Origin of the sequence: Streptomyces sp. NPDC086989 (assembly GCF_044745505.1) — a bacterium.
In the GTDB taxonomy this organism is placed as follows: Bacteria; Actinomycetota; Actinomycetes; order Streptomycetales; family Streptomycetaceae; genus Streptomyces.
Window position 1 is genome coordinate 181,587 of record NZ_JBIVAL010000003.1, and the last position, 13,196, is coordinate 194,782.

Below are 13,196 nucleotides of genomic sequence, written 5' to 3' on the forward strand. Positions count from 1 at the left end.
TTCATGGAGGAGGCGGCGACATGACCGGCGACACCACCACCACTTCCGGCGGCCCGGCTGCAGGAACGGTTCACCTCGCGGTGTACGACACCTACGCGGACTGGGAGACGGGGCACACCACCGCCCACCTGACCCAGCGCGGCCACCGCGTCCGTACGGTCGGCTTCACCACCGCGACCCCGGTCACCACGATGGGCGGCGTCCGCATCCAGCCGGACCTAGCCCTCGCAGACCTCTCGCCCGAGGACTCCTCCCTCCTCATCCTGACCGGCGCCTCGCTGTGGGACGCGGGCGACGACCTGGCGCCCTTCGCCGCCAAGGCACGGGAGTTCCTGGCGGCCGGCGTACCGGTCGCGGCGATCTGCGGCGCGACGGCCGGCCTGGCCCGGGAGGGCCTGCTCAACGGCCGCACCCACACGAGCGCGGCCGCCGGCTACCTCGCCCAGCAGCCCGGTTACGCGGCCGCCGACCGGTACGTCGAGGCCGACGCGGTGACGGACGGCAACCTGATCACGGCGGGCCCCACGGAACCCGTGGCCTTCGCCCGGGAGGTCTTCGCGCGGCTGGACGCCTACGCTCCGGAGGTCCTGGACGCCTGGTACCGGCTGTTCCACGACTCGGACGCGAGCGCGTTCCCCGTCCTGATGGCGGCTGCGGAGCGCGGCGATGCCTGATCCCGTGGCCGATTCCGCGCCCGGCTCCGTGCCCGGGCCCTCGCACGATTCCGTCCCCGGCTCCGTCCCCGGACCCTCGCACGGTTCCGCGCTCGATCCCTCGCCGGAACGGGCCCGGCAGGACCTGTTGAGCCGCACCGCCCTCGGGGTGTTCGGGCTGAACGGCCGGTTCCTCACGCTCTCGGAGGAACTGGCACGGCCGGCCGGACTGACCGCGGCCTGGTGGCAGGTGCTGGGCGCGGCACTCCGGGAGCCGCTGCCGGTGGCGGGCATCGCCCGCGTCATGGGCATCACCCGGCAGAGCGTCCAGCGCATCGCGGACCTGCTGGTGGCCAAGGGGCTCGCCGCGTACGTGCCGAACCCGGCCCACCGCCGCGCGAAGCTGCTCCGGCCGACGGAGGAGGGCCGCGCCGCCGTCGCCCGCATCACCCCTGCCCACGCCGCCCTGGCCGACCGTCTCGCCGAGGAACTGGGCGAAGCGGCCTTCGCGGAAACGGTGCAGGTCCTGGACCGCCTCACGACGGCCCTGGACGCCCTGCTGCTCCCCGCGCGCGAGGTGCCGGCCGACGAGTGAAGCCGCACGGCTCGTCTGTTCGCGACGGTACGGACCGGCCGCACCGCCCAGCCGCACGGAGGACCGGGACGGAGGAGCGGGACGGAGGAGCGGGACGGCTCGTGGGACCCCGGTGGCAGACGGAGCCGCGTGCTCACGCAACTCCTGACCGCGACCGGCGTCCTGGCACTGCTCACGCTCGTCCCCGGCCCCGACATGGCCGTCGTGACGAAGCGCGCCGTCTCCCGCGGGCGCGCCGACGGGCTGCGCACCGTCGCCGGGATCGCGGCCGGTCTCCTGCTGTGGGGCGCCCTCACCGTCGCCGGCCTGGCCGCGCTGCTCGCCGCGTCGGCCGAGGTGTACCTGGCGGTGAAGCTCGCGGGCGCCGCGTACCTCTGCTTCCTCGGCGTCCAGTCCCTGCGCCGGCCCGGCGCGGAACCGCCCGCCGTGCGCGGGGCCGCGGGCAGCGCCTGGCGGACCGGACTCGTCAGCAACGCCCTCAACCCCAAGATCGCCGTCTTCTACACCGGGCTGCTGCCCGCCCTCGCCCCGTCCGGGCTCCGCCCGGCCGCCGGCATGGCGCTGCTCGTCCTGATCCATCTCGCCCTGACGGTGATCTGGCTCGGCACGTACGTGTACGTCCTCTCGCGCGCCCGGCGGTTCTTCGCCCGGCCGCGCGTCCGCCGGGCGCTGGACCGGGCGACGGGTGTGGTCCTGATCGGCTTCGGCGTGCGCGTGGCGACGACGCCGTAGCCCCGGCGGGGTACGGGTGCCGGGACCGGCGGCCCTGGTAGACCTGCTGGCCCTGGTGGCCCTGGTGGCCCTGGTGACTCGGTCGGTCCTGCCGGCCCTGGTGACTCTGTGTTCCTGCCGGCCCTGGTGTCAGCCAGTGCCGAGCCGGTCCAGTTCCTCCCCGATGGCGACGCGCAGCCCGTCGTGCCGCTCGTCCAGCTCGTACCGGCTCCCCCTCCAGTACTCCTCCCCGTACAACCACACGGGCCGCCGCACCCGGTCGGTGGGCTCCCACGCGTAGCGGGGCCAGATGTGGGCGTGGAGGTACGGGTCGGTGTTGCCCAGGATCTCGATGTTCACGCGGAGGAAGGCCGGGTCGAGGCGGCGGCAGGCCCGTTCGACGGCCTCGGCGAGCCGCTCCATGTCGGCGAGGTACGCCGCCCTGCGCGCCCGCGGCAGGTCGGAGAGCCGGGTCACTGACGGGTCGTCGGTCAGCAGTACCGCGTACCCGGGGAGGAACTGCCGGTCCCCGATCACGGCGAACCCCTGGCCTAGGCGGCGCAGGACGGTCGGCTTCTCGCCGCGGTGCGCGCTGCCGATGCGGTCCGCGCGCCAGTCACCGCCGGGAGAGGAGGCGGGGATGGAGCCGGGGGTGGGGATGGAGCCGGTGGCGGGGCCTTCGGGGAGGGAACCGCGTCGGGAATCACCATGGTTGAGGTTCTCGTCCTCGGTCATTCCGGGACCTTAGCCAACCGCCTCGGGGAGGACGTCCGGGGGTGGAACCCCGTCTCGTCGCCCCTGGCTCTCAGGTCTGCCCTGTCATACCTGAGAGCCACCCGAAAAGGCCGCTCCCCAGCGGGACGCCGACGAGGGGCCCCAATTCCTAACTTCGATACCAGAGAAGACGCCCCTTCAGCCCCGCTGGACCGAGCGAAGGAACAGGGAACCGCCATGACCCGCCCCACAGGACGCCCCGCAGGACGCCCGGCAAGTCGCCCGTCAGGACGCCTGGATGACCACGGCGCAGTCCGCGCGGAGGGGCACCGGGTCGGACGCCGGCAAAACCGTCTGCGTCGGACCCTGCTGGCCGGTCTCGTCGCCGCGGCCGTCGTGCTCCCCGTGTCCGCCGCCGCCTCTCCCGCTGTGCCCGCGCCGGCGCCCGCCGTCCTCGCCGAGCACACCGCGCTCCCGGACCGGTACGCGGCGAACCGGGCCAACCTCGCCGAGGCGGCCCGGATGGCGGAGGCCGCCGGGCGCTCGGGGCGGGCCGCGAAGCTGCGTGCCATGGGGGCGGAGGGGGCGGCCCGGTTCCTCGTCTTCGACGGCCGAGGCGCGGGGCGCGCCGTCGAAGTCCTCGGCGATCTGGAGACCGCCGACCGGGTCGCCGTGCTGGTGCCCGGTTCCGACACCACGCTGGACACCTACCAGAGGTTCCGTGCCGGGGCGGTCGCCCTGCAGCAGCGCCTCCAGGCCGAGCATCCTCGCTCCGCCGTGGTCGCCTGGCTCGGGTACGACACCCCCGGCACGGTCAGCGCGAGCGTCCTGACCGCCGGCCGGGCGGATGCGGGCGCCGCCGAACTCGGCCCCTTCCTCGACCGATTGGCGCGGGCCGCCGCACCCGGCGCCCGGCTCTCCCTGCTGTGCCATTCGTACGGCTCCGTGGTCTGCGCCCGGACCGGTACCGGACCCCAGGTCACCGATATCGCCCTGTTCGGCAGTCCAGGCACGGGCGCCGGCTCTGCCGCGGGGCTGCCGACGGCCGCCCGCGTCTGGGCCGGGCGGGGCGGCTCCGACTGGATCGCCGACGTCCCTCATGTTCGTCTCGGCGGGGTCGGCTTCGGGACCGACCCCGCGGACCCGGCCTTCGGGGCCCGGCCGTTCGCCGCCGGCCCCGGCGGGCACAGCGACTACCTCAAGCCCGGCACGGTGTCCCTCGACAGCCTGACCCGCATCGTCCTCGGCACCTCCCCGGCCACCCCGGAGGCTTCCCGTGTTTGAGCTCCGCGCCCGCTGGTCCGTCCTCGCGGACCGCATCGACTCCGGCACACCCGCCGACCGGGACCGGACCGTGGACGCACTGCGGTCCTTCGCCATCCTCGGCGTGGTGCTGGGCCACTGGCTGGTGACCGCCCTGACCACGGCCGACGGCGGCCTGAGCACGACCAGTCCGCTGGCCCACCTGCCCTGGCTGGCGCCGGTTTCCTGGCTGTTCCAGACCCTCGCCGTGTTCTTCCTGGTCGGCGGTCATGTCGCCGCCCGCGGCTACGCCTCGGCCCGCGCACGCGGGGTCCCGTACGGGACATGGATCGGGCAGCGGCTGTCGCGGCTGTTCCGGCCTGTGGCGGCGGTGCTCGTCCTGTGGAGCGTGACGGCGGGCGGTCTGCTCCTCGGTGGCGCCGAGCCGGGCACCGTCGAGACGCTGCTCAGGCTCGTCCTCTCACCCCTGTGGTTCCTTCTCGTCTTCGCCGCGCTGACCGCGGCCACGCCGCTCGTGACGCGGCTCGCCCCGGTGTGGCCGCTGGCCGTGGTGGCAGCTGTGGACGTCTGGCGGTTCGGCCTCGGCGGGCCCGAATGGATCGGCTGGGTCAATGTGGCCGCCGGCTGGCTCGTCCCCTACACGCTGGGAGCCGCCTGGTCGCGCGGGGCGTTCACCGGGCGGCGCCCGGCCGCGCTGCTGCTGGGTACGGGGGCGGCCGCCACCGTCGCGCTGGTGTTGTGGGGCGGGTATCCGGCGTCCATGGTGGGTGTCCCCGGGGCCCCGATATCGAACCTGAACCCGCCGACGCTGGCCGCGGCCACGTTCGGACTGGCCCAGTGCGGGCTGGCCCTGCTGCTCCGCGGGCCGCTGGAGCGAGCCATGCGGCGGCCCCGGGTCTGGGCGAAGGTGGCGCTGATGAACCTGTCCGCGATGACGGTGTTCCTGTGGCACCAGACCGCGATGATGGCCGTCACCGCCCTGGGGCTGCTGGCCCCGGCCGATCTGCCCGGGCTGCACACGGTGCCCGACTCCGCGCAGTGGATAGCCGCCCGGCTGCTGTGGCTGCCGGTGTTCGCGGCCGCGCTGGGCGTCTGCTGGGCCGCGTTCCGCACCTACGAGCAGGCCCGCCGGCCGCAGCGGAGCGGCTCCTCCAGTACCGTCGCGGCCTCTCGCCCGGCAGCCGGTTCCCCGCCGGCACCGGCCGCGGAGATCACCCATGTCTAGGCTGACCGGTGTGAACGAGCAGAGCGCGCCCCCGGCCATCTCCCCGGCCCAGGACCGGAGTCGGTCGGCCGCCGGGGCTCCGGCGGCCGACCCGGGCGGGCCTCCGGGCCGTGTCTCCGCACCCGGGGAAGGGTGGCTGGGGGACCTGGGCCGGGCCCTGCTCACGGTGGAGTGGGATCCGCTGCCCAAGATGTCCCGGCCGCGGTGGCTCAACCGGCTGCCGCACGTCGCGGTCGGGTACGTCGCCGTCTTCTTCTGCTTCCTCACCACGGAACAGATGGGCGACCACTACGGCGTCACCGGCGGTCCCCCGCTGGTGGCGGCGCTCCTGACCGGCGCGTCGATCCTGCTCGCGATGTTCTGGCCGATGGCCGGGTGGTGGCTCGGCCTGCTGGCCGGCGGGCTGGGCGCCTGGCTGATCCACGGCGATGTCGGGGCGGGGCAGACCTGGCCCTGGACGGCCGGAGGGCTGATCGCGTTCGCACCGGTGCTGCTGCTGGTCGCCCTGCGCGTGCCGCCCCGGGTGACCGTCGCGGCCGTCGGTGTCCCCGTCGTCCTCACCGGTCTGGCCGAGCTGTCCTTGAAACCGGAGCACAGCCAGACCACCGTCCTGGCCGCGCTCCTCCTGTACGGCTTCGTCGGCCTGCTCGGGTACGCGCTGCGGGCCACCCGCCTGGCCCGCGGCAAGCTCGTCGAGCAGGAGACCCTCACCGAGGAGGAGCGGGCGCAGCGCACCCTGCTGGAGGAGCGCAACCGGATCGCCCGCGAGCTGCACGACGTGGTCGCCCACCACATGTCGGTGATCTCCATCCAGGCGCAGGTCGCCCCGCACCTGGTGGAGAACCCCTCCGAGGAGCTGAAGGAGAACCTGGCGGGCATCCGGGAGAACGCCCTGGAGGCCCTGACGGAACTGCGCCGGGTGCTGGGCGTGCTGCGCTCCGAACAGCCGGACGATCCGGCGAACCCGCACCATCCGCAGCCCACCCTCGCCGAACTGGGCGGCCTCGTGGACAACGTGCGCAGCGCCGGGCTGGAGGTCACCACCGAGATCGCGGGCGTCCGGCGGGCCCTCGCCCCGGGCGTCGAGCTCACCGCGTACCGGATCGTGCAGGAGGCGCTGAGCAACTGTCTGCGCCATGCGCCCGGTTCGCGGGTGGAGGTCGGGGTCGCGTACGGTCCGCGCGAGCTGCACCTGTGCATCGCCAACAGTGCCGCGACCCGGCCGGCCCCGCCGTCGCAGGGCGCGGGGCACGGCCTGCTGGGGATGCGGGAGCGGGCGGGCATGCTGGGGGGCGAGCTCGCCGCCGGCCCCCGCCCCGGCGGTGGGTACGAGGTGAGCGCCGTGCTCCCCATGGATCCCGAGACGAAGAAGGACTGAACAGGACGCATGAGCACTCCGGCCGACCCGATCAAGGTGATGATCGCCGACGACCAGATGATGGTCCGGCAGGGCTTCACCGTCCTCCTCAACGCGCAGCCCGACATCCAGGTCGTCGGGCAGGCCGTGGACGGCGCCGACGCGGTGGCGAAGGCCGCCGAACTCGGCCCGGACGTGGTGCTGATGGACATCCGCATGCCGGGCATGGGCGGCATCGAGGCCACCTCGGTCATCACGGGTACAGCGGACTCCGCCGTCAAGGTGCTGGTGCTGACCACCTTCGACCTCGACGAGTACGTGTACGAGGCGCTGCGCGCCGGGGCCTCCGGGTTCCTGCTGAAGGACGCGTCGGCCGATCAGCTGGCCGAGGCGGTCCGGGTGGTGGCGGCAGGTGAGGCGCTGCTCTCGCCGAACATCACGAAGCGTTTGATCACCGAGTTCTCCCGGATGGGGGCGCCGCGGGCGCCGTCCAGGGCGCGGATCGACGAACTGACCGAGCGGGAGACGGAGGTGCTGTCGCTGATCGCGCAGGGCCTGTCCAACGCGGAGATCGCCGGGCACCTGGTCGTGGCCGAGCAGACCGTGAAGACCCATGTGGGGCGGATCCTGGTGAAGCTGGGGCTGCGGGACCGCACCCAGGCGGCAGTGTTCGCGTACGAGACGGGTCTGGTCCGTCCGACGGGCTACTGAGGGGCGGCGTAGTACCTGAGAGGGAGGGCGGGATATCCCCTTCAGCGGCGACGCGGACGAGGGGACGGCCGACCTACGGTGTGTGTATGACCGAGACGACCTCCCGGGCGACCTCCCGGACACCTGAGTTCCGGATGGCCTCCGGCCTGTTCGAGAGCCTGCGCCAGGATCTGATCACGGACGCGTTCGCGTACCGGCCGCTGCCGCCGATGCGCACGGACGGGCCGGTGACGCGGCGGCTGCCGCAGCGGATACGGCCGCACCTGGCCCATCTGCCGCATGCGGTCGTGGGTTTCCTGGCGTTCCTGGTGGTGATGGCCACCTCCGCGAACAGCGGCGAGTACCTGGCGGCAAGCAGCTCCCTTGTGATGGGGCTGGTCGCGGCCACGCCGGTGCTGATGACCCTGGTGAGGCCCGTGGGTGCGTTCTGGGCGACCGTCATCGCGACGCAGGCGCTGCTGGTCGTCGGTTCGCACACGAGCGACGTGTGGCCGTGGACGCCGGGCGCGTTCTTCGGCTACATCACCACGGTGACGATCGCCGCGATGCGGACCAGGCCCCGGGCGGCGGGCTGGATGTGGCTGATCACCCTGGCGAGCGGGATCGTGATACCGGTCGTGCTCGGGCGGGGGGAGCCGGTCGAGATCACGCCCATGGCCTTCCTCCTGGCGGTCTCCCTGCTGATCGTCACGGTCCGCAACATACGCAAGGAGGCGGCGCAGGAGGTCAGCGCGCAGCAGGAGGTCACGGCCGTCGAGCGGGACCGGCGGACCCTGCTGGAGGAGCGGACGACGATCGCGCGGGAGCTGCACGACGTGGTGGCCCACCACATGTCGGTCGTCGCGATCCAGGCGGAAGCCGCACCGTACCGGGTGAAGAATCCGCCGCCGGAGCTGGAGGCCGCGTTCGTCACCATCCGGGAGAACGCGGTGGCGGCGCTGACGGAGCTGCGCCGGGTGCTGGGTGTGGTGCGGTCCGCGGACTACGAGGCGCCGGACGCCCCGCAGCCGACGCTGGCCTCCCTCGAGGGGCTGCTGGCCAATGTGCGGGAGGCCGGGCTGAAGGTGGAGAAGACGGTGACGGGTGCGGTGCGGGAGCTGCCGCCGGGCGTCGAGCTGTCGGCGTACCGGATCATCCAGGAGGCACTGAGCAACACCCTGCGCCACGCGCCGGGGGCGGTGGCCTCGGTCGAGGTCTCGTACGTCCTGGGCGGCCTGGGCATACGGGTCGTCAACGCGGCGGCGACCGGGGACGTGCGGCCCTCGCCGGGCGCCGGGCACGGGATCACCGGGATGCGGGAGCGGGTGGCCATGCTGGAAGGGGAGATGACGGCAGGGGGGACCGCGGCGGGCGGGTACGAGGTGGCGGTGTTCATACCGGTGCGCGGCCGCAAGGACGGGACGCAGGAGCCGGCGCCGGGGCGGCCGGCATGACGATCAGGGTGTTGATCGTCGACGACCAGATGATGGTCCGTGAGGGCTTCTCGGTCCTGCTCAACGCGATGGACGGAATCGAGGTGGTCGGCGAGGCGGTGGACGGCCGGGAGGCCATCGCCCAGGTGGCGGCGCTGCGACCGGACGTGGTGCTGATGGACATCCGGATGCCGGTGATGAACGGGCTGGATGCCACGCGGGAGATCGTGGCGTCCGACACGGACGCGAAGGTGCTGGTCCTGACGACCTTCGACCTCGACGAGTACGTGTACCAGGCGCTGCGCGCCGGGGCCTCCGGGTTCCTGCTCAAGGACGCCTCGGCCCGGCAACTGGCCGACGGGGTGAGGGTGGTGGCCTCGGGTGAGGCGTTGCTGGCACCCACGGTCACCAAGCGGCTGATCCTGGAGTTCTCGAAGCTCTCGGTCCCTCCGAGGCTCGCGGACCCGTCGGGTGTCGAGGAACTGACGGAGCGGGAGACGGAGGTGCTGGTGCTGATCGCACAGGGGCTGTCCAACGCGGAGATAGCGGACCGGCTCATCGTCGCGGAGTCCACGATCAAGACGCATGTGAGCCGGATCCTGGTCAAACTGGGTCTGCGCGACCGCACCCAGGCCGCGGTGTTCGCCTACGAGACCCGCCTGGTGACCCCGGCGTAGTCCCGGCGCGCGGGCGCCACGGGGCGACTTGCGGCCACGGCCTGGGCGTTCTCCTACAGTGACGGGATGGGCTTTGATCCGTGGGATGCCGCTTTCGTCGCCGATCCGTACCCCGCCTACCGGGAGTTGCGCGAGCAGGGCCGCGCCCTGTGGTGGGAGGCCACCGGGCAGTGGCTGGTGCCGCACTACGCCGATGTGAGCGCGCTGCTGCGCGACCGCAGGCTGGGCCGGACCTATCTGCACCGTTTCTCGCACGAGGAGTTCGGCCGCGCGGCCCCGCCCCCGGAGCACGAGCCGTTCCACGTCCTCAACGGGAACGGCCTGCTGGACCTGGAGGATCCCGCCCATGCGCGGGTGCGGCGGCTGGTGTCCAAGGCGTTCACGCCGCGGACCGTGGAGCGGCTCGCTCCCGCCGTGGACCGGCTCGCCCGGGAGCTGGTCGGGCAGCTCCTCGCCGACGGGGGCGGGGACCTGCTCTCCGTCGTCGCCGAGCCCCTGCCCGTGGCGGTGATCGCCGAGCTGCTCGGGGTGCCCGCCGAGGACCGGTCGCTGCTGCGGCCCTGGTCGGCGGACATCTGCGGGATGTTCGAGCTCCGCCCGGACGAGGAGACCGCGCAGCGGGCGGTACGGGCGAGCGTGGAGTTCAGCGCCTACCTGCGTGAGCTGATCGCCGAGCGGCGCAAGGAGCCCGGCGAGGATTTGATCTCCGGTCTGATCGCCGCCCACGATGAGGACGGCCGCCTCAGCGAGCAGGAAATGATCTCCACCTGTGTCCTCCTGCTGAACGCGGGCCACGAGGCCACCGTGAACACCACGGTCAACGGCTGGTGGACCCTCTTCCGTCACCCCGAGCAGCTCGCCGCGCTCGATCGCGAAAAGTTGTCCACAGCTGTGGATGAACTCATGCGCTTCGACACCCCGCTCCAGATGTTCGAACGGTGGGTGCTGGACGACATCACGGTCGGCGACACGGTCATCCCGCGCGGGGCCGAGGTCGCGCTGCTGTTCGGGTCCGCGAATCGTGATCCCGCCCGGTTCGAGCACCCCGACGTCCTGGACCTCGCACGGGCCGACAATCCGCACCTGAGCTTCGGCGCCGGGATCCACTACTGCCTGGGCGCTCCGCTCGCACGGCGGGAGCTGACCGCGTCGTTCGGGGCCCTGCTGGCGGACGACGTCCCGCCCCTGAGGCTCGTACGGGAGCCCCGGTGGCGGGACGGATACGTCATCCGCGGTCTGGACGAACTCCTCGTGGAGTTCTGAGGACTGACGCCCTGGCGGCTAGGCGGCCAGGTCACGGCGGCGCAGTGCGGTCAGACCGGCGGCCAGCAGAGCCCCGGCCAGCGCGGTCAGCACCAGCACCGGCGCCCACTCCATCGTCTGAGCGCCCGGCAGTTTGGGCAGGTGGGCGAAGGGCGAGAGGTACAGGACGCCCTGCGGGAGGTTCAGGGCCGGGCCGATCCAGCCCAGAGTCAGCGCGGCCCCGGCCACCGCCCAGGCGGCGGGCGCGTACTTCGGGGCGGCGCCGTGCAGGAGCGCGGCGAGGGCGCCGATCACCCACACCGCCGGGAGCTGGGCCAGGCAGGCGCCGACGGTCGCCGCGGTGTCCTGGAGGCCCCGGCCGTGCCCGATGCCCAGACCCAGCCCGGCCAGCAGCAGGATCAGCGCCGAACCGCCGAACGCGACGGCCAGGTGGCCGCCGGCCCAGCGCAGCCGGCCGACCGCGTTCGCGAGCAGCGGTTCGGCGCGCTGGCCCGACTCCTCGCCGCTCAGCCGCAGCACCGCCGAGACGATGTACAGGGCGGCGACCATGCCGAGCATCCCGGCCATCGTCGCGAGGAAGGCGTCGGCGATACCGCTCCGGCCGCCCATCCGCTCGATGATCTCGCGGGTCCGTTCGTTGTCGCCGACCAGCTGCGTGGCCCCGTCGGTCATCGCGCCGAAGACCACTCCGGCCGCCAGGAACCCGAGGCTCCACCCGGTCAGGCCGCCCCGCTGGAGCCGCCAGGCCAGCGCCCCCGCGCTGCCGAGCCGGCCCTCCGCCGGGCCCGGCCGGGCCGGCAGGAAGCTCATGCCGAGGTCGCGGCGGCCGGCCAGCGCATACGCCGCCGCCACCTGCACCGCCACGGCCGCCGTGAACAGGCCGAACACCCACCAGCGCGGGGCCGCGAAGGCCCGCACGTGCTCCAGCCAGCCCAGCGGTGACACCCAGGTCAGCGCGCTCGAACCCGCGGCGCTGCCGGCGTCCCCGGCGGCGCGCAGCACGAAGGCCGCGCCGACCAGTGCGCCGGTGAGCCCCTTCGCGAGCCGCGCGCTCTCGGTGAGCTGCGCCGCGATGGCGGCCAGGGCCGCGAACAGCATCCCGGTCGCGCCGATGCCCAGCCCGAGGGCCGACGCACCACCGGCTCCGCGCCCGGCGAGTCCGCCCGTCACGAGCAGAGCGGCCGACGCATTGGCGGTCAGCGCCGCCAGCAGCGCGGCCGTCAGCGGGGCCCGGCGGCCCACCATCGCGGCGGAGAGCAGCTCCTGACGGCCCGTCTCCTCCTCCTCGCGGGTGTGCCGGACCACGACGACCAGGATCATGATCCCGGCGAGCACTCCGGCGAAGACCCCGCCGCGCCATGCGGTCAGGGCGCCGATCGAGTCGCCGAAGACCGGCCCGTACAGGGCGCGCAGCGAGCCGTTGGCGTTCATCGTGGCGAGCAGCCTGGCCCGTTCGGCGCCCGTTCCGTAGACCGACTCCAGCGAGGCGGGCAGGCTGAGCACCGTCGTCGCCACGAGCATGATCCAGACCGGCATCATCACGCGGTCGCGGCGGAGCGCGAGGCGCAGCAGCGTCCCCGTGCCGGCGAATTGGTTCTTCATCGCGCCACGCCCGCCTTCAAGGTCCCGTCCGCGTCGTCGGCACCACCCGAGCCACCCGCGTCGACCGAGCCGCCCGAGCCGCCCGCGTCCTCCGCGTAGTGCCGCAGGAAGAGCTCCTCCAGCGTGGGCGGGGTCGAGGTCAGCGACCGGACACCGGAGTCGGCGAGCGCGCGCAGGACGGCGTCCAGCTTGTCCGTGTCCGCCTGCAGACGGATCTTCAGCCCCTGCACCTCCACGTCATACACGCCCGGCAGGTGCGCGATGCCGTTCGGCGGGCCGGCGAGCTCGGCGCTGATCGACGTACGGGTGAGGTGCCGCAGGTCGGCCAGCGTCCCGCTCTCCACGGTGCGGCCCTTGCGGATGATGCTGACCCGGTCGCAGAGGGTCTCGACCTCGCTGAGGATGTGCGAGCTGAGCAGGACGGTCCGCCCGGCGGCTCGCGCCTCGGCGACGCAGCGCTGGAAGACCTCCTCCATCAGCGGGTCCAGCCCGGAGGTGGGCTCGTCCAGGATGAGCAGTTCGGACTCGGAGGAGAAGGCGGCGACGAGGGCGACCTTCTGCCGGTTGCCCTTGGAGTACGTGCGCCCCTTCTTGGTGGGGTCCAGCTCGAAGCGCTCGATCAGCTCGGCGCGCCGGGCCCGGTCCAGGCCTCCGCGGAGCCGCCCGTAGAGGTCGATGACCTCGCCGCCGGAGAGGTTGCGCCACAGGGTGACGTCGCCGGGGACGTAGGCGACGCGGCGGTGCAGTTCCACGGCGTCGGCCCAGGGGTCGCCGCCGAGCAGCCGGGCGGTTCCGGAGTCGGCCCGCAGCAGGCCCAGCAGGACCCGGATGGCGGTGGACTTGCCGGCGCCGTTGGGGCCGAGGAAGCCGTGGACCTCGCCGGTGGCGACCGAGAGGTCGAGTCCGTCCAGTGCGCGGGTGCGGCCGAACGCCTTGTGGAGGCCGGCAACGCTGATTGCCTTCGTCATGTTTCTGAACGTACGCTACTTTCACAAACTTGTGAAGCTCGGGAA

At 73.4% G+C, this 13,196-nt stretch carries 13 protein-coding genes; 10 read left to right on the forward strand and 3 right to left on the reverse strand.

What is annotated here, in order from left to right; genetic code table 11:
• Nucleotides 1-20 precede the first annotated feature (20 nt).
• The 3 genes from ACIPK4_RS07555 (at nt 21) to ACIPK4_RS07565 (ending at nt 1,980) form a co-directional block, all read left to right on the forward strand.
• Nucleotides 21-674 (forward strand): DJ-1/PfpI family protein, encoded by a 654-nt coding sequence (locus ACIPK4_RS07555; protein WP_402309911.1) that lies wholly within the window; start codon nt 21-23, stop codon nt 672-674.
• Nucleotides 667-1,248: a MarR family winged helix-turn-helix transcriptional regulator gene (locus ACIPK4_RS07560; RefSeq protein ID WP_402309913.1), complete on the forward strand. Its 582-nt coding sequence runs from the start codon at nt 667-669 to the stop codon at nt 1,246-1,248. The genes ACIPK4_RS07555 and ACIPK4_RS07560 overlap by 8 nt, the downstream gene beginning before the upstream one ends.
• A 129-nt stretch (nt 1,249-1,377) precedes the next feature.
• On the forward strand, nt 1,378-1,980 hold the full coding sequence (locus ACIPK4_RS07565) for a LysE family translocator (RefSeq protein WP_402309915.1): 603 nt from the start codon (nt 1,378-1,380) through the stop codon (nt 1,978-1,980).
• A gap of 129 nt (nt 1,981-2,109) precedes the next feature.
• On the opposite strand, the gene ACIPK4_RS07570 is transcribed toward ACIPK4_RS07565, so the two are convergent.
• Nucleotides 2,110-2,694, reverse strand: a complete 585-nt coding sequence (locus ACIPK4_RS07570) for an HIT family protein (RefSeq protein ID WP_402309916.1) — start codon at nt 2,692-2,694, stop codon at nt 2,110-2,112.
• A gap of 408 nt (nt 2,695-3,102) precedes the next feature.
• Between ACIPK4_RS07570 and ACIPK4_RS07575 the strand changes: the two genes are divergently transcribed.
• The 7 genes from ACIPK4_RS07575 to ACIPK4_RS07605 all read left to right on the forward strand — a co-directional run bounded on the left by ACIPK4_RS07575 (nt 3,103) and on the right by ACIPK4_RS07605 (nt 10,581).
• The gene (locus ACIPK4_RS07575; RefSeq protein WP_402309918.1) at nt 3,103-3,957 is read left to right on the forward strand and encodes an alpha/beta hydrolase; all 855 of its coding nucleotides are present in this window, start codon (nt 3,103-3,105) and stop codon (nt 3,955-3,957) included.
• Nucleotides 3,950-5,161 (forward strand): acyltransferase, encoded by a 1,212-nt coding sequence (locus ACIPK4_RS07580; protein WP_402309920.1) that lies wholly within the window; start codon nt 3,950-3,952, stop codon nt 5,159-5,161. The genes ACIPK4_RS07575 and ACIPK4_RS07580 overlap by 8 nt, the downstream gene beginning before the upstream one ends.
• Nucleotides 5,162-5,171: 10 nt before the next feature.
• Nucleotides 5,172-6,539, forward strand: a complete 1,368-nt coding sequence (locus ACIPK4_RS07585; protein ID WP_402309922.1) for a sensor histidine kinase — start codon at nt 5,172-5,174, stop codon at nt 6,537-6,539.
• Between the two features lie 9 nt (nt 6,540-6,548).
• Entirely contained in the window at nt 6,549-7,229 is a 681-nt protein-coding gene (locus ACIPK4_RS07590; protein ID WP_402309923.1) for a response regulator, read from the forward strand.
• Between the two features lie 86 nt (nt 7,230-7,315).
• Nucleotides 7,316-8,662, forward strand: coding sequence for a sensor histidine kinase (locus tag ACIPK4_RS07595; protein ID WP_402309924.1), 1,347 nt, complete (start codon nt 7,316-7,318; stop codon nt 8,660-8,662).
• Complete coding sequence (locus tag ACIPK4_RS07600) at nt 8,659-9,318, forward strand: response regulator transcription factor (RefSeq protein WP_054221271.1); 660 nt, start codon at nt 8,659-8,661, stop codon at nt 9,316-9,318. The genes ACIPK4_RS07595 and ACIPK4_RS07600 overlap by 4 nt, the downstream gene beginning before the upstream one ends.
• A 66-nt stretch (nt 9,319-9,384) precedes the next feature.
• Nucleotides 9,385-10,581 carry a cytochrome P450 gene (locus ACIPK4_RS07605; protein WP_402309926.1) on the forward strand — a complete coding sequence of 399 codons (1,197 nt, stop codon included), beginning with the start codon at nt 9,385-9,387 and terminating at the stop codon, nt 10,579-10,581.
• 18 nt (nt 10,582-10,599) lie between these two features.
• On the opposite strand, the gene ACIPK4_RS07610 is transcribed toward ACIPK4_RS07605, so the two are convergent.
• Together ACIPK4_RS07610 and ACIPK4_RS07615 are read right to left on the reverse strand one after the other, a co-directional pair.
• A complete protein-coding gene (locus ACIPK4_RS07610) occupies nt 10,600-12,183 on the reverse strand; it encodes an ABC transporter permease (RefSeq protein ID WP_402309927.1) in 1,584 nt (527 codons plus the stop codon).
• Nucleotides 12,180-13,151, reverse strand: coding sequence for an ATP-binding cassette domain-containing protein (locus ACIPK4_RS07615; RefSeq protein WP_402309928.1), 972 nt, complete (start codon nt 13,149-13,151; stop codon nt 12,180-12,182). Before ACIPK4_RS07615 ends, ACIPK4_RS07610 begins: the two co-directional genes overlap by 4 nt.
• Nucleotides 13,152-13,196 lie beyond the last annotated feature (45 nt).